At 65.3% G+C, this 20127-nt stretch carries 17 protein-coding genes; 16 read left to right on the top strand and 1 reads right to left on the bottom strand.

Annotation, left to right across the window (positions count from 1 at the left end):
• The first annotated feature begins 164 nt into the window (after window positions 1–164).
• The 16 genes from AC1RZR_RS04955 to AC1RZR_RS04880 all read left to right on the top strand — a co-directional run bounded on the left by AC1RZR_RS04955 (window position 165) and on the right by AC1RZR_RS04880 (window position 18525).
• Window positions 165–1253, top strand: a complete 1089-nt coding sequence (locus AC1RZR_RS04955; RefSeq protein WP_481827830.1) for a PLP-dependent cysteine synthase family protein — start codon at window positions 165–167, stop codon at window positions 1251–1253.
• Between the two features lie 11 nt (window positions 1254–1264).
• Entirely contained in the window at window positions 1265–2752 is a 1488-nt protein-coding gene (locus tag AC1RZR_RS04950) for a pyridoxal phosphate-dependent decarboxylase family protein (RefSeq protein ID WP_481827829.1), read from the top strand.
• Between the two features lie 28 nt (window positions 2753–2780).
• Window positions 2781–3158 (top strand): hypothetical protein, encoded by a 378-nt coding sequence (locus AC1RZR_RS04945; RefSeq protein WP_481827828.1) that lies wholly within the window; start codon window positions 2781–2783, stop codon window positions 3156–3158.
• A gap of 158 nt (window positions 3159–3316) precedes the next feature.
• Window positions 3317–3688, top strand: coding sequence for a hypothetical protein (locus tag AC1RZR_RS04940; RefSeq protein WP_379093985.1), 372 nt, complete (start codon window positions 3317–3319; stop codon window positions 3686–3688).
• Between the two features lie 195 nt (window positions 3689–3883).
• Complete coding sequence (locus AC1RZR_RS04935) at window positions 3884–4510, top strand: CDGSH iron-sulfur domain-containing protein (protein WP_481827827.1); 627 nt, start codon at window positions 3884–3886, stop codon at window positions 4508–4510.
• 269 nt (window positions 4511–4779) lie between these two features.
• Entirely contained in the window at window positions 4780–6822 is a 2043-nt protein-coding gene (locus AC1RZR_RS04930; RefSeq protein WP_481827826.1) for a hydantoinase/oxoprolinase N-terminal domain-containing protein, read from the top strand.
• Window positions 6823–7051: 229 nt separating this feature from the next.
• Complete coding sequence (locus AC1RZR_RS04925; protein ID WP_481827825.1) at window positions 7052–9220, top strand: malate synthase G; 2169 nt, start codon at window positions 7052–7054, stop codon at window positions 9218–9220.
• A gap of 341 nt (window positions 9221–9561) precedes the next feature.
• Window positions 9562–10704 (top strand): GNAT family N-acetyltransferase, encoded by a 1143-nt coding sequence (locus AC1RZR_RS04920; protein WP_481827824.1) that lies wholly within the window; start codon window positions 9562–9564, stop codon window positions 10702–10704.
• A gap of 80 nt (window positions 10705–10784) precedes the next feature.
• Window positions 10785–11612, top strand: coding sequence for a MurR/RpiR family transcriptional regulator (locus AC1RZR_RS04915; protein WP_477268627.1), 828 nt, complete (start codon window positions 10785–10787; stop codon window positions 11610–11612).
• Window positions 11596–12492: an N-acetylmannosamine kinase gene (locus AC1RZR_RS04910; RefSeq protein WP_481827823.1), complete on the top strand. Its 897-nt coding sequence runs from the start codon at window positions 11596–11598 to the stop codon at window positions 12490–12492. The genes AC1RZR_RS04915 and AC1RZR_RS04910 overlap by 17 nt, the downstream gene beginning before the upstream one ends.
• Window positions 12493–12563: 71 nt before the next feature.
• Entirely contained in the window at window positions 12564–13286 is a 723-nt protein-coding gene (locus AC1RZR_RS04905; protein ID WP_481827822.1) for an N-acetylmannosamine-6-phosphate 2-epimerase, read from the top strand.
• Window positions 13283–14305 (top strand): Gfo/Idh/MocA family protein, encoded by a 1023-nt coding sequence (locus AC1RZR_RS04900; RefSeq protein WP_481827821.1) that lies wholly within the window; start codon window positions 13283–13285, stop codon window positions 14303–14305. The genes AC1RZR_RS04905 and AC1RZR_RS04900 overlap by 4 nt, the downstream gene beginning before the upstream one ends.
• A gap of 99 nt (window positions 14306–14404) precedes the next feature.
• Complete coding sequence (locus AC1RZR_RS04895) at window positions 14405–15697, top strand: ABC transporter substrate-binding protein (RefSeq protein WP_481827820.1); 1293 nt, start codon at window positions 14405–14407, stop codon at window positions 15695–15697.
• Between the two features lie 73 nt (window positions 15698–15770).
• Window positions 15771–16646, top strand: coding sequence for a carbohydrate ABC transporter permease (locus AC1RZR_RS04890; RefSeq protein WP_481827819.1), 876 nt, complete (start codon window positions 15771–15773; stop codon window positions 16644–16646).
• Window positions 16646–17458, top strand: a complete 813-nt coding sequence (locus AC1RZR_RS04885; protein ID WP_481827818.1) for a carbohydrate ABC transporter permease — start codon at window positions 16646–16648, stop codon at window positions 17456–17458. The genes AC1RZR_RS04890 and AC1RZR_RS04885 overlap by 1 nt, the downstream gene beginning before the upstream one ends.
• Before the next feature lie 5 nt (window positions 17459–17463).
• Window positions 17464–18525 (top strand): ABC transporter ATP-binding protein, encoded by a 1062-nt coding sequence (locus AC1RZR_RS04880; RefSeq protein ID WP_481827817.1) that lies wholly within the window; start codon window positions 17464–17466, stop codon window positions 18523–18525.
• 43 nt (window positions 18526–18568) lie between these two features.
• Here AC1RZR_RS04880 and AC1RZR_RS04875 read toward each other — a convergent pair whose 3' ends face one another.
• Window positions 18569–20098 (bottom strand): YifB family Mg chelatase-like AAA ATPase, encoded by a 1530-nt coding sequence (locus tag AC1RZR_RS04875; RefSeq protein WP_481827816.1) that lies wholly within the window; start codon window positions 20096–20098, stop codon window positions 18569–18571.
• Window positions 20099–20127: the final 29 nt, after the last annotated feature.

Genomic DNA, 20127 nt, shown 5'->3' with positions numbered 1-20127 from the left:
CACCGAAGGCGACACGGCGCATCCGACGGCGATTTTCCGCGCCGGATACCGCCATTGCCACATCGTCGGCAGTCAGTCCTATCGCGGCAAGGTCTCGAAACCTCGCCGCCCAAGCCGCCGGTTTGTAACCGGCTTGTGATGGAAAACGATCGAGGAGATCAAAGATGTTGCATCAGCAGAAAATCAGAACCACGGCCGGGCGCGGCCGCCTGTTCGACAGCATTCTCGACACCGTCGGCGATACGCCGGTGGTCCGCATCAACAATCTGGGGCCGGCCCATGCGACGATCTTTGTGAAGGCCGAGTTCTTCAACCCGGGCGCTTCGGTGAAGGACCGGCTGGCGCTCAACATCATCGAGGAAGGCGAGCGCACTGGTGCGCTGAAGCCGGGGCAGACGGTGGTCGAGGCGACCAGCGGCAACACCGGCATCGGGCTGGCCATGGTCTGCGCGCAAAAGGGCTATCCGCTGGTCGTCACCATGGCCGACAGCTTTTCCGTCGAGCGCCGCAAGCTGATGCGCATGCTGGGCGCCAAGGTGGTGCTGACGCCGCGCGCCGAGAAGGGTTTTGGCATGTACAAGAAGGCGGTGGAACTGGCTGAGGCCAATGGCTGGTTCCTCGCCCGCCAGTTCGAGACGGCCGCCAATGCCGCCATCCACGAAGCGACCACGGCGCGCGAGATCGTCAATGATTTCGCCGGTTCGCGGCTCGACTGCTTCGTCACCGGCTATGGCACCGGCGGCACCGTCGTCGGCGTGGCGCGGGTGCTGCGCCGCGACCGGCCGGACACCCGCATTGTCCTGTCCGAGCCGGCCAACGCGCAGCTCATCGGCAGCGGCAAGGCGCAGCAGCGTGGTGCCGATGGCGCTCCCGCGGCCACCCACCCGGCCTTCGAGCCGCATCCGATCCAGGGCTGGACGCCGGATTTCATCCCCAACGTGCTGCAGGAGGCAATCGACGCCAGCCTCTATGACGAGGTGATGCCGGTTGCCGGGCCCGAGGGCATCAAATGGGCCAAGGCGCTGGCGCGCCAGGAAGGCATCTTCACCGGCATTTCCGGCGGCGCCACCTTCGCCGTGGCGCGGCAGGTCGCCGAACGGGCGCCGGCCGGCGCGGTGATCCTGTGCATGCTGCCCGACACCGGCGAGCGCTACATGTCGACGCCACTGTTCGACGGCATCGAGGCCGAAATGGACGCCGACGAGATCGCCTTGTCGCGCTCGACGCCTGCATGCCAGTTTCCGGCGGCTTGAGGGAGACAGTCATGGACACGGCGCAGGAAATCCTCGGCATAGCGGCCGAGGAAACGCTTGACCCCTCGGACTGGGCCGATGTGCAGGCCCTGTCGCACCGGGTCATCGATGACGCGATCGACTACCTGCAGGACGTACGCGACCGCCCGGTCTGGCGAGAGATGCCGGCGGATGTGCGAGATGTCTTCGCGACACCCTTGCCTCGATCGCCGGCGCCCCTTGCCGCTGTCTATGGCGAGGTCTCGCGGACCGTGATGTCCTATCCGATGGGCAACATCCATCCGCGCTTCTGGTCCTGGTATATGGGGTCAAGCAACTTCACCGGCGCGCTCGGCGATTTCCTGGCGGCAATCCAGGGCTCCAACCTCGGCGGCGGCAACCACGCCGCCGGGCTGATGGACAGCCAGGTGGTCAACTGGTGCAAGCAGATGCTGGGTTTGCCCGCGTCGGCCAGCGGCACGCTGGTCAGCGGCGGCTCGATGGCCAACATCATCGGGCTGACCGTGGCGCGCAACACCAAGGCCGGCATCGACGTGCGCGAGCACGGCGTTGCCGCCATCGAGAAGCCGCTGCGCTTCTATGGCTCGGACCAGATCCATTCCTGCCACCGCAAGGCGATGGAAGCGCTCGGCCTGGGCAACCGGGCGCTGCGCCGCATCCCGACCGATGCCGGACTGCGCATCGACATCGCTGCCTTGCGCGCGGCGATCGCCGAGGACCGCGCGGCCGGGTTCAAACCGGCCTGCGTCATCGGCACGGCGGGCACGGTCAACACCGGGGCGATCGATGATCTGCAGGCGCTTGCCAAGCTGGCGCATGAGGAAGACCTCTGGTTCCATGTCGACGGCTGCATCGGTGCGCTGATCGCCATCGCGCCCGACAATGCCCATCGCGTCGCCGGCATCGAATGGGCCGATTCGGTTGCGCTTGATCCGCACAAATGGCTGCACGCGCCTTTCGAGGTCGGCTGCGCCCTGGTCAGGGACGCCGCCGCGCACCGCAGGACCTTCACCGTGACGCCAGAATATCTGGAATCGACACCGCGCGGTCTTGCCTCCGGCGAATGGCTGCATGACTACGGCTTGCAGACGTCGCGCGGCTTTCGCGCGCTGAAGGTGTGGATGGCGCTGAAGGAGCATGGCGCCGACAAGTTCGGCCGCCTGATCGACCAGAACATCGCGCAGGCGGGTTACCTCGCCGGGCTGATCGAGGCCGAGCCGCAGCTCGAGCTGGCCGCCAAGCCGACCATCAACATCGTCTGTTTCCGCTATCAGGCCGGCCTCGCCGGTGAGGCGCTGAAGGCGCTCAACACCGAGATCATGTTGAGGCTGCAGGAAGAGGGCATTGCCGCGCTGTCGGACACCACCGTGCATGGCCAGCACTGGCTGCGGGTGGCGATCACCAATCATCGCACCCGGCGCGAGGATCTCGACCTTCTGGTGCGTGAAACGGTGCGGCTGGGACGGCGGATCGCGGCACAACGCCCTGCGTCTTCCTAGTTCCCTGCGGGCATGCGATTCTGCCGCCATGATTCGGGAGATCGAGACCGTGACGCTGGTTCGCATGGCTGCACTTGTTGCCGTGCTCTTCACCACCTCGGCCGAGGCCACCGAGATGGCTTTCTTCGTCAAGAACCTGCGCAAGGAAGCGGTTGCGGTCGAGTTGTTCAGCCGCGACCGCGAAACGGTCTGGCCAGGCAACGATCAGGTGTTCCTGATCGACCCCAGCTCGCAGAAATCGGTGCCGCTCACCTGCAATCAGGGCGAACACATCTGCTACGGCGCCTGGGTCGATGGCAACGACAGCATCTCCGCCGGCGTCGGGCCGGACAATGACCAGCCCTGCGATACCTGCTGCTTCATCTGCGTGGAACATTCGACCGAGACGATCGATCTGGTGCCCTAGGGGACGCGTCTTGCCGTCTCCCCGGATGGAGAAGGGAAAGAAGTGCACCAATATCCCCAAAATCAGTCCGGAATTGTTGCAATCGTCCCTTTGGCGGCCACGTGCACCATGCGATGATTGCACAGCGGCCAAGTGGGCCGCCTATTCAGGGGGTTACCATGTCTTACGCTTATGCGCGCCGTACGCTGGCCGCGCTGTCTCTCGTCATGCTGGTCGCGCCGTCGGCGCATGCCGGCGATGTCACCTTCGCCATCAAGAACAGCCATCCCAATGCCATGCGCCTCGAGCTTTACAGCCAGGACCGTGACTATGTCTGGCCGGGCAACGACCAGGATTTCTACCTCAATGACGGCGAGACCAAGTCGTTGCCGGTTTCCTGCAACGAGGGCGAGTCGATCTGCTACGGCGCCTGGGTCGATGGCGACGAAGAGACCTATTGGGGCGTTGGTCCCGGCAACAAGGAAAAATGCGACGACTGCTGCTATACCTGCAGCGGCGGCGAGACCGAGGAGATCGATCTGGTTCCCTGACCGGTTTGCCAGCTTGACGGCTTTCCGGCGGGCGCCATAGAGCAATTCCAGGAAAAGTGTGACACGGTTTTCCCGGGAAAAGCGCGTAGCGCTTTCCCTTAGGGAATTGCGCTGAACACAGCGTGCACAAATACCCAAAGCGCGCCGCGCCGGACTGTTCGGGCGCGACGCGCTTCAGGCAATAGGAGCCCAGCCATGGCCGGCATGGTCGAAAGTGACAAGATCGACGTCGGGTTTTCCGGCAAGCGCTGCATCCATTCGCGCAACTGCGTGCTTGGCGATCCGCATGTCTTCGTGCCTAACGCGCCAGGGCAATGGATCCATCCCGAGGCCGCCAGCGTCGAGAAGATCGTCGCCATCGCCGAAAGCTGCCCCTCGGGCGCCATCACCTATATCAGGAAGGATGGCGGGCCGCAGGAACAGCCGCCGGTGGTCAACACCGTGCGGCTGCGGGAAAACGGCCCGCTGGCCGTGCATGCCGAGATCGTGCTCGACGGCGAGACCTTTTATCGCGCCACGCTCTGCCGCTGCGGTGCGTCGGAAAACAAGCCGTTCTGCGACGGCAGCCACAACAAATCAGGGTTCACCGCCACCGGCGAGCCGCCGCTGAAGGACACGCCGGCGCTGGAAATGCGCGACGGGCCGCTCAACGTCACGCCGACGAAAGACGGTCCGCTCAAGCTCGAGGGCAATCTGGAGATCGTCACCGGCACCGGCCACACCGTCGATCGCACGCAACGCACCTTCCTCTGCCGCTGCGGCCATTCGGCCAACAAGCCGTTTTGCGATGGGACGCACAAGAAGGTTGGGTTTGTGGGCTAAGGTGTCGAGATTCAGGTGAGGCCGGCGTGCAAATGGCGGCGTCGTGCGCTTTCGCTGCTCACGTACTTCAAGCACGCTCCGCTCCGATTCTCGGAAGCCACCATTTTCGACTCGGCTTGACCTGAATTTCGACACCTTAGCGGAGGTGCTAATGCCTCTTGGGGAGATCGAACCCATCGTGGCCTAGCGCTCGCGTCTTTATCGCCCGGCCCGTATCGGCTAAGGGGCGGGGAGCAAAAACACCTCGCCCCCCGCCGGATCCGCAAAGAATGACCGCCAAGACCAAGCCAAAGCCGCTGTTCCTCGGGATCGACACCGGCGGCACCTACACCGATGCCGTGCTGTGGTCTGAAACGGAAGGTAAGCAAGAGGGGCCGAACAAGGGCAAGGTGCTGGCCAAGGCCAAGGCACTGACCACGCGGCATGACCTGGCCGTAGGCATTTCCGGCGCGGTCGATGCGGTGCTGCAGAAGGCCGGCACCGATCCGGCTGCCATCAAACTGGTCTCGATGTCGACTACGCTTGCCACCAACGCGCTGGTCGAGGGCCAGGGCGGCCGCGTGGCGCTGGTGATGATCGGCTTCTCCGAGGCCGACCTTGCTCGTGACGGGCTGAAGGCCGCCCTCGGCACCGACCCGGTGGTGTTCTGCTCCGGCGGCCACGACGTGCATGGCAATGCCGCCAAGCTCGACCTGTCCGGCCTGGAGGCAGCGCTGCCGGAACTTGGCGCCTCGGTCTCCGGCTTTGCCGTCTGCGCCTATTTCGCCACCCGCAATCCGGCGCATGAGATCACTGCCCGCGAGCTGATCCGCGAAAAGACCGGCCTGCCGGTCACATCAAGCCATGAGCTGTCGGCCAAGCTCGGCGGTCCGCGCCGGGCGCTCACCACACTGCTCAATGCCAGGCTGATCTCGATGATCGACCGGCTGGTGGCGGCGACCGAAGGCTTCCTCGAAGCGCGCAACATCGCCGCACCCCTGATGGTGGTGCGCGGCGACGGCGCGCTGGTGTCGGCGGCGTTTGCCCGCCAGCGGCCGATCGAGACCATCCTGTCCGGCCCGGCCGCCAGCCTGGTCGGCGCCCACCACATGACCGGGCTCGACAACGCCATGGTGTCCGACATCGGCGGCACCACCACCGACGTCGCCGTGCTCGACCAGGGCCGGCCGCGGCTCGATCCGGAAGGCGCCACCGTCGGTGGCTTCCGCACCATGGTCGAGGCGGTGGCCATGCGCACCTTCGGCCTTGGCGGCGATTCCGAAGTGGCGCTGGAGGATGGCTCGCTCAACCCCAAGATCCTGCTCGGACCGCGCCGCTTGGTGCCGCTGGCGCTGGCCGGCATGGCGCATGGCGAAGCGGTGACAGCCGAGCTGGAGCGCCAGCTGCGCGCGCCCAATCCTGGCCGCATGGACGGCCGCTTCGCGGTGCGCACCGGCGTGCCGGACCGGCTCGCCGCCGGATTGACCGGCGCCGAAGCTCGGCTTTACGAGGCGATTGGTGCCGTGCCGCTCGCCGTCGACAGGCTCTTGACCTCGAACGCGCAGAACGCGACGCTGAACCGGCTGGTGTCGCGCGGGCTGGTGCATGTCGCCGGCTTCACGCCGTCGGACGCTGCCCATGTGCTGGGCAAGCAGGCGAACTGGGATCCGGTCGCCGCTCGGCTGGGGGCCGAACTCTTCGCCCGCAAGCGCGACGGCCGCGGCCAGCCGATCGCTGCGTCGCCGGAGGTGATCTCGGAAAGGGTGCTGGTGACGCTGACACGCTGGTCGGCCGAATACATCCTTGAAACCGCCTTTGCCGAGGACGGCCTCGACGGCGCCTCTACGGTGGCGCATGCGCTGGTGCAGCGCGCCGTCGATGCCCATCCCGGCATTGCCCGGCTGAGCGTCACGCTCGACCGCCCGGTCATCGGCCTCGGCGCTTCGGCGCCACTGCATTATGCCGGCCTGCCGCCGCTGATCGGCAATGAGTGTGTGGTGCCGGAAGATACCGATGTCGCCAACGCGCTCGGCGCCGTCGTCGGACAGGTGCGGGTGTCGGCCGAAGCACGGGTCAGCCAGCCCAGCGAAGGGCTGTTTCGCCTTGCCTCAGGGGAAACCGTGCGCGATTTCCTCGACGAGGCGGCGGCGATCGCGGCCGCCGAGGCCGATGTCCGGGCCATCGTCGCCGAGCGCGCCAGGGATGCCGGCACCGACAGCGCCGAGATCGAAGTCGCGACCGAATTCCGCGTCTCGACCGTCGAAGCCCAGCGCATGTTCATCGAGGCGCATGTGGTGGCCGTGGCCTCGGGAAGGCCACGCATTGCCGTGTAGATTCAGCTGATGCCGGCCTGCAAATGGCGGCTTCCTGCGCTTCCGGTGCTCACGTACTCAAAAGTACGCTCCGCTCCGGTTCTCGGAATCCGCTATTTTGACTCGGCCTGATCTGAATCCCGCACGCCGTGTGAAGCGATGCAAATACACCGCCTTCACCCTAAGCTGAATTGACCCGGCAAACCTGACATGCCAAAGGCCCGCAAAGCCTTTCATCTGGAGAAGCCTGATGACCGATCGCATCGAGATCGCCGGATTGCGGATTGCCCGCGAGCTGCATGACTTTGTGGCAGGCGAGGCGTTGCCCGGCACCGGCATCGAAGCGGCGGGCTTCTGGAACGGCTTCTCGGCCATCGTCCACGACCTCGGCAGCAAGAACCGGGCGCTGCTGGCGAAGCGCGACGCCATGCAGGAAAAGCTCGACGGCTGGTATCGCGACCACGGCGCGCCCGTCGACATGGAGGCCTACAAAGCCTTCCTCAAGGAAATCGGCTACCTTGTTCCCGAGGGCCCCGCCTTCAGCGTCTCGACCGATAATGTCGATCCGGAAATCGCGGTCGTTGCGGGCCCGCAGCTGGTCGTGCCGGTGATGAATGCCCGCTATGCGCTCAACGCCGCCAATGCGCGCTGGGGTTCGCTCTATGATGCGCTCTATGGAACCGACGCCATTCCCGAGACGGACGGCGCCGAAAGAGGCAAAAGCTTCAACCCGACGCGCGGCGCCAAGGTCGTTGCCTGGACGAAGACCTTCCTCGATGAGGCTGCCCCGCTCACCCTCGGCAAATGGGCTGGGGTGAACGGCCTGTCGCTGGCGCAAGGCGCGCTGCGACTGAGTGCCGGCGCGGGTTCGACCACGCTGGCCAACCCGAAACAATTCGTCGGCTACCGCGGCGATGCAGCCAATCCCGCTGCCGTTCTGCTTGTCAGGAACGGCCTGCATATCGAGATCGTGATCGACCGCAACAACCAGATCGGCCGCACCGATCCGGCGGGCATCGCCGATGTCATCCTGGAATCGGCGCTGACCACCATCCAGGACTGCGAGGATTCGGTCGCGGCGGTCGATGCCGAAGACAAGGTCGTGATCTACCGCAACTGGCTCGGCCTGATGAAAGGCGACCTGGCGGAAGAGATCACCAAGGGCGGCAAGAGCTTTGTCCGCAAGCTCAATCCCGACCGCGCCTACACCACGCCGGCCGGCGGCACGCTGACGGTGCCTGGCCGGTCGCTGATGCTGGTCAGGAATGTCGGCCACCTGATGACCAATCCGGCGATCCTTGACCGCGACGGCAACGAAGTGCCGGAAGGCATCATGGATGCGGCGATGACGGCGCTGATCGCGCTGCACGATGTCGGGCCGAGCGGCCGCCGCGCCAATTCCCGCGCCGGCTCGATGTATGTCGTGAAACCCAAGATGCACGGGCCGGAGGAAGTCGCCTTCGCCGTCGAGATCTTCGACCGTGTCGAAGCCCTGCTCGGCATGGCCAGGAACACCATCAAGATGGGCATCATGGACGAGGAGCGGCGCACCACCGTCAACCTCAAGGAGGCGATCCGCGCTGCCCGGGAACGCGTCGTGTTCATCAACACCGGCTTCCTCGACCGCACCGGCGACGAGATCCATACCTCGATGGAAGCCGGCCCGATGATCCGCAAGGGCGACATGAAGCAGGCCGCCTGGATCTCCGCCTACGAGGCCTGGAATGTCGACACCGGGCTGGAGTGTGGGCTGGCCGGCCACGCCCAGATCGGCAAGGGCATGTGGGCGATGCCCGATCTGATGGCGGCAATGCTCACCGAGAAGATCGCCCATCCCAGGGCCGGCGCCAACACCGCCTGGGTGCCGTCGCCGACCGCGGCGACGCTGCATGCCACGCACTACCACAAGGTCGACGTCCATGCCGTACAGGCGGCGCTGAAGAGCCGGCCGAAGGCGAAACTTGACGACATCTTGTCGGTGCCGGTCGCGGTGCGGCCGAACTGGACTCCCGACGAGATCCAGCGCGAGCTCGACAACAACGCGCAGGGCATTCTGGGCTATGTCGTGCGCTGGATCGACCAGGGCGTCGGCTGTTCGAAAGTCCCTGACATCAACGATGTCGGCCTGATGGAGGACCGCGCCACGCTGCGCATCTCCTCGCAGCATATCGCCAACTGGCTACACCACGACGTCTGCTCGCGCATCCAGGTGATGGATTCCCTGCGGCGCATGGCGGCCATCGTCGACCTGCAGAATGTCGGCGACCCGCTCTACCACCCGATGGCCGCCGACTTCGACCGCTCCATCGCCTTCCAGGCCGCCTGCGACCTGGTCTTCAAGGGCCGCAACCAGCCCAACGGCTACACCGAGCCAGTGCTGCACGCACGGCGGCTGGAGTTGAAGGCGCAGCAGAGATAGAGCCTGAACACCCGCGCCATGCGAAAGCGAGTGCCGGGAAAAGCCGATCCAACCCACCGGCATATAGGCACTGCGGCCGGTGCGCCTGAGCTGGCTGGCGATGACGCCGACGATTGCGGCGGCTTCGCCGAACATGATCTGCAACGATTCTGGCATCCAGCCGAGCCGGCGGGGTGGCCTTTGAGAGGCTGCACCTGTGCTGGTGCCAAGCGCCGGTCGTCCAGACGACTGCCCGCCATTGGATTTCAGGGTGCGGAGGGTCCCGAGCTCACGCAGCCGAGTTCGCGGTTGCGTACGGATATTTTCAAGCTATGATGAAAATCTCCACAGACGGAAAAGCTATGAAAAAAAACTTCATACCCACCGTCGAGACAGCCACCGCGGAGGATGCCCCGGAGATAGCTGCCTTGCTAAGCTGGGCCTTCGGCTTCGGCAAGGCTCGGTCCGAGGAATACATTGCCAATGTCGGCCTCGACTCGCTCCGGCTGCTGCGCAGCGGGGGCAAGGCCGCCGCCTGCGCGGCGCTGCTAGAGACTGCGCACGGTTTCCATGGCAAGCCGGTGCCGGCGGCCAACATCGCGCATGTGGCGATAGCGCCGGAGCATCGCGGCCGGGGTCTGGCCGTGCCCTTCGTCGATGCCTTGTGCGCGGAGGCGCAGGGCAAAGGGGCTGTCATCGCCACGCTGTTCGCCTCGACGCGGCCGGTCTATCGCAAGAGCGGCTTCGAGCTCGCCGGCCATGAGATCATCTACGAGGCCGACACCATCAGCCTGCCGGTTGCGAGCAAGCTTGCCTTCGAGCGCGTCGAGCTGGATGATCCACGCATCGCCATCGCCTATTCCGCCAAGACGACCCGGGAGGCCGGTTTGCTCAGCCGTGGCCAGCCGCACTGGAATGAGCTGTGCCGAACACCGACCGACGCGCTGGCTGCCTATCTGGCCGAAGGTGACGCTGCCTATCTCATCCTCGACATGGGTGACGAGACCTGCCTGATGGTTCGCGACTGGTACGCCGGCTCGCCGCAGGCGGCGCAAGGCGTTCTTTCCTTCCTCGCCAGGTTCCGCTCGGTCTATCCTGTCGTGCGCTGGCATGGCGGCCCGCAAGACGATCTGGTGGCGGCGATGCCGGACAAGGGCTGGCGTCTGGCCCATCAGGAGGAATGGCTTTTGAGGGTGCTCGATCCCGCCGCCGCCTTGCGGCAGCGCGGCTATCCTGTCGACGATACCAGGCTGGCGCTGCGCATCGGTGAGGCGGAGACGGCGCTGGAGATCGAAATCAAGTCCGGCGCGGTCGAGGTTCGCGAGGCGACCGGCGCGTGCCCGATCGTCACCCTTCAAGGCCCTGCCTTCGTGCAGATATTCACAGGCTTTCGAAGCGCCTCGAAACTGGCGCAGTATGGCCAGGCCGTCGGCGCCGCGGCGGACATACGCCTGTGTGACCAGCTGTTTGCCGGCCCGCCGCCCTGGGTGGCGGAGCATTTCTGAGCATGATCCCAAAAAGAGGATACCGGCTTTTGGACAAGATCATGCTCAAACAAAAAGAATCGTAGCAGCAAGGACTCTTCATGACACATGCGCTTATTGCCTCGCTGAGGGCGGCCGCCGGAGACATGACGCCCGCGCTGGCGCGCGTCGCCGACACGGTGCTGGCGCAGCCCGAAGCCACTTTGCGCCAGAGCATAACCGAGCTTGCCGAAGCCTCCGCTTCGTCCGAGGCCAGCGTCATGCGCTTCTGTCGCGATCAGGGCTTCACCGGTTTCCAGGATTTCAAGCTCGCTCTGGCCAAGGAACTGGCAACCGACGAACGGGCCAGGGACATCGGCTTGCCGACCGATGACATCCAGCGGCTGGTGGAAACCGCCATCATCTCGTTGCGCGAAACCGAGCAGCTGATTGTCAGGGAAGACATTGCCAAGGCCGCGCGGCAGCTTCTGGCGGCAACTGTAGTCGACTGCTTCGGCATTGCCGCCTCCGGCGTGACGGCGCAATATCTTGCCTACAAGATGACCCGCATCGGCAAGCTGAGCCGCGCCCTGGGCGATGCGCATCTGGCGGTCATGGCGGCGGGAACCGCGCAACCGGGCACCGTGCAGGTGGTCATTTCGAGTTCGGGCTCGACCGTGGACGCGGTGCGGATCGCCGAGCTCGCCCGGTCGCAAGGCGCCTTCGTCATCGGCATATCCAACCGCTCGAAGAGCCCGCTGGTCGCGGCCTGCGATCTTGCTCTGATCGCGTCCTGGCCGGAAACGCCGCTGACCGGCGGTGCCTTCCCCTCGAAGATCAGCCAGCTTCTGATCGTCGATGCGCTGGTGGCCGAGATGACGCGGCAGGATCCGGCGCGGCTGGTGCTGCTCGGCCGCACGGCGGAGGTTGTGAGTGACCGCAGCTTCTGATCGTCCGGTCTTTGCCGTTGACATCGGCGGCACCAAGATTGCCGCCGCAGAGGTTCTCGGGCGGCAGGTGCTCGACCGGCGGCAAACGGCGACGCCGAGGACAGGCAGAGGCGACGATCTTGTCGCGGCAATCGCCGGCCTGGCACCGAAACATGCGCTCAGTGCCGTCGCCGTCGCCACCACCGGCATCGTTCGCGACGGAGCGCTGACCGCGCTCAACCCAGGGACCTTGCCGATCGAGAACAGCTATCCGCTGGCGCGGGCGCTCGAACAGGCGCTCGGCGTGCCGCCACTGGTCGTCAACGATGCCCAGGCAGCCGCCTGGGCCGAATTCGCAGTCGGTGCCGGCCACGGCTTCAACAATTTCGCCTTCATTACGGTCTCGACCGGTATTGGCTGCGGCCTGGTTATCGACGGCCGCTTGCTGACCGGTGCCGCCGGGCTGGCTGGCCATGCCGGCCATACCATGTCCGATCCCGGTGGCGTCGCCTGCGGCTGCGGCCGGCGCGGCTGCCTGGAAACGATCGCCTCGGGCACCGCGCTTGCCCGTCGCGGCAGCGAGCGGCTTGGCCGCTCGGTTGGTGCGCCCGACCTGTTCGAAGCCGCCGCGCAAGGCGACGGGATCGCCGCCGAGGTGATCGCTTCGGCCGTCGATGCGCTGGTCAACGCCTTTGCCGACCTGACCGCGGCAGCGGACATCGATTGCTTCGCCGTCGGCGGCGGCGTTGGACTGGCCGCCGGCTTCATCGAGGCTTTGCAGGCACGTTCCCTACATCTGCCGCCCATTTTCCAGCGACCGATCGTTGCCGCCCGGGCGGGTGCCGATGCGGGTCTGCTCGGGGTCGCTTTGCTAAGTGACGGAAATTTTCATCATAAATGATTGCTTGACAAAAACTTTCATCCGCGATTGATTGCAGGGGTAACGCTTCCCGACGTGAGGAGATGCCCCCGGTGCAGGTCCCCCAGGCGCAAGGCAATGTGCTGGCTCAGCTCGATGGCACGCTGGTGGTCTCGTGCCAGGCCGAAGCAGGCATGCCGCTCGACACGCCCGACCACATTGCCGCCATTGCTCGGTCGGTCGTCCTCGGCGGCGCGACCGGCGTGCGCATCGAAGGTGCCGCCAACATTGAAGCCGTCCGCCGGCGGATCAGCGTTCCGGTCATCGGCCTGATCAAGGCCCGCCGCGCCGACGCCGAAATCTACATCACCCCGACACTCGATGACGTAGCCGCCGTCATTGACGCGGGTGCCGACATCGTCGCCATGGACGCCACCAATCGGCCCCGCCCCGCCACCCTCGAAGCAATGCTCGGCGCGATCGCGGCCAGGGGACGCCTGTCGATGGGCGACGTCAGCACACTCGACGAAGGCAAGCGCGCCATCGATGCCGGCGCCTCGGTCATCAGCACCACCATGGCCGGCTACACCCCTTATTCCACCCAACAGCGCGGGCCCGACTTCAAGCTGATGGAGCAGCTCGCCGGCGCCGGCCTGCCGTTCGTCGCCGAAGGCCGCATCTGGACGCCGCAGGAGGCCGTCCGCTGTTTCGAGCTCGGTGCCCGTTTCATCGTTGTCGGCGGCGCCATAACGCGGCCGGACGCCATCACCCGGGGGTTCGTCGACCAGGTCGCGTCGTGGAGCGCCAACCCGCAATTGAAGAGGAACCAGTCATGATCAAGCGCCGCCGCGTCGCCGTCATCGGAGCGGGCTTCATGGGCTCCATGCACGCCGCGATCTTCGCCAACATGGTCGGCTGCGAACTGGCGGCGATCGTCGACCCCAATCTGGAGCTGGCCGGTGCCGTCGCGGCCAAGGCGCCGGGCTGCAAGGTCTATGGCAGCCACGAGGCGCTGCTGGCGACCGAGCGCGATCTCGACCTCGTCTCGATCTGCACACCCGACAATCTGCATCTGGCGCCGGCGGTTGCCGTGGCCGAGGCCGGCATCAACGTCTTCGTCGAAAAGCCGATCTCCTCCAAAATCGAGGATGCGCAGGCGATCATCGCCGCATGCGAGGCGGCCGGGGTCAAGCTCGGGGTCGGGTATCTCCTGCGCTTCGACCCCCGCTACGCGGCCGCCAGGGACTTGATGACATCGGGCAAGATCGGCGAGCCCATCCACATCTATGTCCGGCGCAACAGCGCCCGCACCGAGGGCCCGAAGCGCTACGGCGGCAAGCTGCCGCTGGCACTGCATGTCACCGTGCACGATGTCGACATGGTGCTGTGGATGCTCGACGGGCAGCACCCGGTTTCCGTCTACGCCCAGCAGACCGACCGGCTGCTCGGCGCCTCCGGCACCCAGGACAGCATCGCTGCGATCGTGCGCTTCTCCGGCGGCACGGTGGTGAATTTCGAAAGCGCCTGGTCGCTGCCGGCCGGAGCTCGCCAGATGATCGACGCCCGCATGGAGCTGATCGGCACCGAAGGCTCGTTCGAAGTCCAGTGCGGCGACAGCGGTCTCTACTATGCCAACAATGAAAGCTCACGCGAGATCGACACCCAGCATTGGCCTGTCGTCAATGGCCGCCTCGACGGCGACCTGGCGCGCCAGCTCAGCGGTTTGCTCGCCTGGCTTGATGGTGCGGCGATGCCGATCGCCAGCGGTCGCGATGCCCTTCGTTCGCTCGAACTCACCCTTGCAATGATGCAATCGGCCGAGAGCGGCGAAATCGTGCGCCTCGGTGGAGCATAATCCCGAAAGGTGGGTACCGGTTTTCGGAAAAGATCATGTTCAAACAAGCAGATGCGCGAATCCAACGAGGCCAAGCGGCCCAACAATGGGAGACGAAAAATGCTTACCAGACGCAATGTGTTGATGCTTACCGCGGCCGTCGCCGCACTCGCCACGGCCATGCCGGCCTCGGCGCAGGACAAGCCGTTCGACGGGGTGCAGCTGTCGGTGCTGCTCGAAGGTCATCCGACGACCGACGCCATCCAGAGGATGCTGCCGGAATTCAAGCAGCAGACCGGCATCGACGTCGCGCTCGAAATCGTTCCCGAAGGCGACATCACGGCCAAGGAGCTGCTGGAGTTTTCCTCCAAGTCCGGCCGCTATGACGTCGTCCAGAACAACATCATCTACCTGCCAGGCTTCGTGAAGTCCGGCTTCATCGTGCCGCTCGACGACTTCCTGGCCAAGCACGCAGCGCAGTTCGACAAGGCCGATTTCGTGCCCGGCTATTTCAACACCAATGTTCTCGACGGCAAGCTCTACGGGCTGCCGGTCTATGGCGAGAGCACTTTCGTCATGTACCGCAAGGACCTGTTCGAACAGTATGGTCTCGCCGCGCCCAAGACGTTCGAGGACATCGAGAACGCGGCCAAGACCATCTCCGAGAAAACCAACAAACAGATCGCCGGCATCACCATGCGCGGCCAGCAAGGCATCCAGGGCGTCTATGTCTGGGCTGCCTATCTGTGGGGCTTCGGCGGCTCGTTCCTCGACGCCAGCGGCAAGTCGGCGCTGGCAACGCCGGAAGGCATCGCTGCACTCGACGCCTTCACCAAGGTGCTGAAGGACTACGGTCCGGTGGGCGTCGCCAATTTCGGTTGGGAGGAAAACCGCCTGCTGTTCCAGCAGGGCAAGGCGGCGATCACGCTCGATGCCACGGTCAACGGCGCCTACAATGAAGATCCCACGGCCTCGTCGGTGGTCGGCAAGGTCGGCTATGTGCCGGTGCCGATGCAGTCGTCGTCGCCCAAGGGCGGTTCGTCGTCACTCGCCGTCCACTCGATGTATGTCTCCGCCGAGTCCAAGAATCAGGAAGCGGCCGCGTTCTTCGCTGCCTGGGCGACCGCGAAGGAGCAGCAGCTGAAGGCGATCGAAACCGATCCCAATTCCGGCGTGACATCGCTTGCGGTGCTGAACAGCGACAGTTTCAACAAGCGCTACGGCGCCTTCAAGGAAGGCATGATCGCCGCCATCAATGCCGGCAATCCGCAATATCTGCCGACCGTCGAGCAAGCCAACGAGATCATCAACAACACCGGCATTGCCGTCTCCAAGGCGCTTTCCGGCACCGCCAGCGCTGCCGACGCCCTGAAGGAAGCAGATGAAGCCAACAACGCCGCGCTCGCCCGATAAGCGGGCAGGCGTGCCCTGCCGCATGCGCTCCCTGTGCGCGGCAGGGCGAATTCCCGAATTGATGGATTGAACCGTGGCAACAGCAGCGTCGGATCCGACCAGGCACTTCTTCCAGCCGATCATCCTCTGCTTGACCGTTGCCTCGGTCGCGCTGACGCTGTTCGTGATCTGGATATCGCTGCACGACCTGTCGTTGATGCGCGCCGGGCGCGAGAAGTTCGTCGGCCTCGACAACTATCTCCGCTTCTTCGGCGATCCGCGCGCCATGGCCGCACTGTGGCGCACGGTGCTGTTCACGACGCTGGCGACCGTGATCGAGATCGCGCTCGGGCTCGCCGTCGTGCTGTTTCTCGACCGCGACTTCGCTATGAAGCGGCTGGTCAGGACGCTGCTGCTGGTGCCGATCATCATGACGCCGGTGGTCGTCGGCCTGACATGGCGCTTCCTCTTCGATCCGGCCACCGGCATGGCGAACTACCTTCTGTCGCTGGCCGGCCTGTCCCAGGTCGACTGGTTGGGCAGCCCGCAGCTGGCGCTGTATTCGGTGCTCATCGCCGACATCTGGCAGTGGACGCCTTTCGTCATCCTTTTGGTGATGGCGGCACTGGAATCGGCGCCGACCGACCCGCTCAATGCCGCCCGCGTCGATGGTGCGCGCGAATGGCAGGTCACCTGGTATGTGCTGTTGCCGATGCTGCGCCGCGCGCTCGCCATCGTCGCGCTGATCAGGGCGATCGATAGCATTAAGGCTTTCGACCTCTTCTACATCATGACACGCGGCGGGCCGGCGCTGTCGACCGAAACGCTGAACTATTACGGCTACATCGCCGCCTTCACCAATTTCGACATCTCCTACGCGCTGGCCATCGCCATCATCCTGACGATCTTCACCAATGTCGCGCTGCTGACCATGTACAGCGTTCTGTTTCCGAAATCGGGAGAGCGCTGATGGCCAGGCGGGCGCTTTTCTATCTCGGGCTGCTGCTGCTTTTGCTGGCTGTGCTGTTTCCGCTCTACTGGGTCGTCGTCACCTCGTTCAAGACGACGCGCGATGCCTTTGCCATTCCCCCGGTCTGGCTGTTCAGCCCGACGCTGGAAAACTACCGCACGGTGTTCGCCAACCGCGGCTTCCTCAGCGCCTTCGCCAACAGCTTCATCATCTCCATCCTGTCCAGCGCGCTTGCGGTCGCCGTCGGCTCGATCGCCGCCTACGGACTGGCACAGCAGCCGGGCGACCTGCGCCGCTCCAAGGAAAAATTCATCCTCAGCCTGCGCATCGCGCCGGCTCTGCTGTTCGTCATCCCGATGTATTATCTGGCGACCCGGATCGGCGCGCTCAACCAGCATTGGCTGCTGATCGCCGCCTATGCCTTCGTCAACGTACCGTTCGCCATCTCGCTGCTGATCACCTTTTTCGACGACATTCCCAAGGAGTTGCGCGACGCGGCCCGCGTCGACGGCGCACGCGAGTTTAGCGTGTTCTGGCATGTCTATCTGCCGGCCGCCCGCGGCGGCATGGTGGCGACACTGATCCTGTGCGTGCTGTTCACCTGGAACGAGTTCTTCGTTGCCCTTGTGCTGACCGGCCGCGACACGCAGACGCTTCCAGTCAGTATCACCTCGTTCCTGACATTCCAGGGCATTCAATGGGGCGCGCTCACCGCCGCCGCCACCCTCATCATGCTGCCGATGATCGTGCTTGGCATTCTGGTGCAAGGGCAGATCGTGCGCGGTATGACACTTGGCAGCGTGAAGGGTTAGATCCGATGGCGAATTTGTCTATAAGGTCGGTGTCGAAATCCTACGGTGCGGTCAGCGTGCTGGAAGATGTCTCTGTCGAGGTCGAAGAGGGATCCTTCGTCGTGTTGCTCGGGCCGTCGGGCTGCGGGAAATCGACGCTGCTGCATGCCGTTGCCGGACTGAACCCGATCGATTCCGGCACCATCGTCATCGGCGACCGCAACGTCACCAATCTTCCCGCGCGCGAGCGTGACGTGGCGATGGTGTTCCAGTCCTACGCGCTCTACCCGACCATGTCGGTGGCCGAGAACATTGCGTTCCCGCTGAAGATGCGCGGGCTCGACCGCAAGACATCAGACGAGAAGGTCGCTGCGGTGGCGAAGCTGCTGCAGATCGAACCCTTGCTGGGTCGCAAGCCGCGTGAGCTATCCGGCGGCCAACGACAGCGCGTCGCCATCGGCCGAGCGCTGGTGCGCGATCCCCGGCTGTTCCTGTTCGACGAGCCGCTGTCCAACCTCGACGCGGCGCTGCGCACGGAGCTCAGGGCCGAGATCAAGCGCCTGCACCAGTCGATCCGCCGGACCATGGTCTATGTGACGCATGACCAGACCGAGGCGCTGACGCTGGCCGACAAGATCGTCGTGCTCAAAGCCGGCAAGATCGAGCAGATCGGTACGCCGCTGTCGCTCTATGACGATCCCGACAATGCCTTCGTTGCCGGCTTCATCGGCTCGCCGCGCATGAATTTTCTAAAAGGCAAGGTGGCCGAGGACGGCCAAAGCCTGCTCGTCGGCGACGCCAGGGTCGACATCGCCCATCTGGCAACGAGGCTTGGACATGGCCAGCAGGTCAGTTTGGGCATCAGGCCGGAACATCTCGACGACAAGCAGGGGGTTGAGCTTTCGCTCACCGTCGACGTCACCGAGCGCCTGGGATCGACCTCCTATGTCCACGGTGTGCTGCCGAGCGGCGAAACGGTGGTTGCCGAACGGCGCGAGGACCAGCCCCATTTCGGCGAAACCATAACGCTGCGCTTCCTGCCCGGCCGCACGCGCATTTTCGACGCGCAAGGGGCACGCGTTCGCTGATGCCACCGCGCCGGTTTGCCGCTTCCATCAAGGAGCGAATGCGTCAAGCCGCCTGCGCGACGCGTTCCGAACTCATGCGGTAGGAGATTGCTTCCGCCAAATGGATGCGGCCGACCGTCTCGCTGGCGTCGAGATCGGCCAGCGTGCGTGCCACCTTCAGCACGCGATGATAGGCGCGGGCGGAAAACGCGAGCTTTTCGCTGGCGTCCTTGAGCAGCGACAGGCCGGCGTCGTCGGGCATGGCAATCTCCTCGATGACCGACGGCGCGCAATGCGCGTTAGTGGTGGCTCGGGCGCCGAGCCGTTCGAAACGCTCGCGCTGGATGGTGCGGGCTCGCGCCACACGCAGCGCCACGGCCGCACTTTTCTCCGCCCGGTCCGGCCGGATCAGGTCGCTGGCCGAGACCGCCGGCACCTCGATCCGGAGGTCAATGCGGTCGAGCAGCGGGCCCGAGATGCGCGCCTGGTAATCGGTGCGGCAGCGCTCGCCGCGCAGGCAGCGGTATCCTGGCTCGCCGGCCATGCCGCATCGGCACGGGTTCATCGCCGCGACCAGCTGGATGCGCGCCGGATAGGTGACGCGATGGTTGGCGCGCGCGATCATGCAGTCGCCGGTCTCCAGCGGCTGGCGTAGCGCGTCGAGCGTCTGCGGCGTGAACTCGGGAAACTCGTCGAGGAACAGCACGCCGTGATGGGCAAGCGACACTTCTCCCGGCCGTGCGCGCAGGCCGCCGCCGACCATCGCCGCCATCGAGGCCGAATGGTGCGGGGCGCGGAACGGCCGCCGGTCGGTCAGCTTGCCTTCACCGAGTTCTCCCGCCACCGAGGCGATCATTGAGACTTCGAGCAATTCCTTCGGCGCCAGCGGCGGCAGGATCGACGGCAACCGCTGCGCCAGCATCGACTTGCCCGATCCAGGCGGCCCGACCATCAGTAGGTTGTGTCCACCAGCCGCCGCCACTTCCAGCGCCCGCTTGGCGGTCTCCTGGCCCTTGATGTCGGCGAGGTCGGGCAGGTCGCGCGCCGACGCGTGGATGCCGGCCTCGGGCCGCGACAGCACCTGCGTGCCGCGAAAATGATTGGCAATCGCAATCAGGCTGCGCGGCGCTAGAATGTCGAAATCGGCGCCGGCCCAGGCCGCTTCCGGCCCGCAGGCGAACGGGCAGATCAGGCCCTTGCCTTCGGCGTTGGCGCCGATCGCCGCCGGCAAGGCACCGGCGACCGCGGCAATCGTGCCGTCGAGCGACAATTCGCCAAGCACGACATAGCTGGCCAGCATGTCGCCCGGAATGGCGCCCAGGGCCGCCATCAGGCCAAGCGCGATCGGCAAATCGTAGTGGCTGCCTTCCTTGGGCAGGTCGGCTGGTGCCAGATTGACCGTGACCTTCTTCGACGGCATCGACAGGCCGGAGGCATGCAATGCCGCCTGCACCCGTTCGCGGCTCTCCGCCACCGCCTTGTCGGCCAAGCCGACGATATGCATGTTGACCTTGCCGGGTGCGATCATCACCTGCACGTCGACCGGCACGGCCTCGATGCCCTGGAAAGCGACCGTGCGAACCCGCGCCACCATTCGTGCAACCCCGATATGGGCTGGCCCCA

The sequence above is a fragment of the Mesorhizobium bavaricum genome (assembly GCF_056781655.1).
The sequence above is the reverse complement of the archived record's forward strand: the minus strand, read 5'-3'. Positions and strand labels throughout refer to the sequence as shown.

Coding starts and splice junctions, on each gene's coding strand:
- AC1RZR_RS04920 (WP_481827824.1), top strand. CDS start 9,562: ATGAAAAAAAACTTCATACCCACCGTCGAGACAGCCACCGCGGAGGAT.
- AC1RZR_RS04955 (WP_481827830.1), top strand. CDS start 165: ATGTTGCATCAGCAGAAAATCAGAACCACGGCCGGGCGCGGCCGCCTG.
- AC1RZR_RS04935 (WP_481827827.1), top strand. CDS start 3,884: ATGGCCGGCATGGTCGAAAGTGACAAGATCGACGTCGGGTTTTCCGGC.
- AC1RZR_RS04940 (WP_379093985.1), top strand. CDS start 3,317: ATGTCTTACGCTTATGCGCGCCGTACGCTGGCCGCGCTGTCTCTCGTC.
- AC1RZR_RS04950 (WP_481827829.1), top strand. CDS start 1,265: ATGGACACGGCGCAGGAAATCCTCGGCATAGCGGCCGAGGAAACGCTT.
- AC1RZR_RS04900 (WP_481827821.1), top strand. CDS start 13,283: ATGATCAAGCGCCGCCGCGTCGCCGTCATCGGAGCGGGCTTCATGGGC.
- AC1RZR_RS04930 (WP_481827826.1), top strand. CDS start 4,780: ATGACCGCCAAGACCAAGCCAAAGCCGCTGTTCCTCGGGATCGACACC.
- AC1RZR_RS04945 (WP_481827828.1), top strand. CDS start 2,781: ATGATTCGGGAGATCGAGACCGTGACGCTGGTTCGCATGGCTGCACTT.
- AC1RZR_RS04885 (WP_481827818.1), top strand. CDS start 16,646: ATGGCCAGGCGGGCGCTTTTCTATCTCGGGCTGCTGCTGCTTTTGCTG.
- AC1RZR_RS04915 (WP_477268627.1), top strand. CDS start 10,785: ATGACACATGCGCTTATTGCCTCGCTGAGGGCGGCCGCCGGAGACATG.
- AC1RZR_RS04925 (WP_481827825.1), top strand. CDS start 7,052: ATGACCGATCGCATCGAGATCGCCGGATTGCGGATTGCCCGCGAGCTG.
- AC1RZR_RS04880 (WP_481827817.1), top strand. CDS start 17,464: ATGGCGAATTTGTCTATAAGGTCGGTGTCGAAATCCTACGGTGCGGTC.
- AC1RZR_RS04895 (WP_481827820.1), top strand. CDS start 14,405: ATGCTTACCAGACGCAATGTGTTGATGCTTACCGCGGCCGTCGCCGCA.
- AC1RZR_RS04875 (WP_481827816.1), bottom strand. CDS start 20,098: ATGGTGGCGCGGGTTCGCACGGTCGCTTTCCAGGGCATCGAGGCCGTG.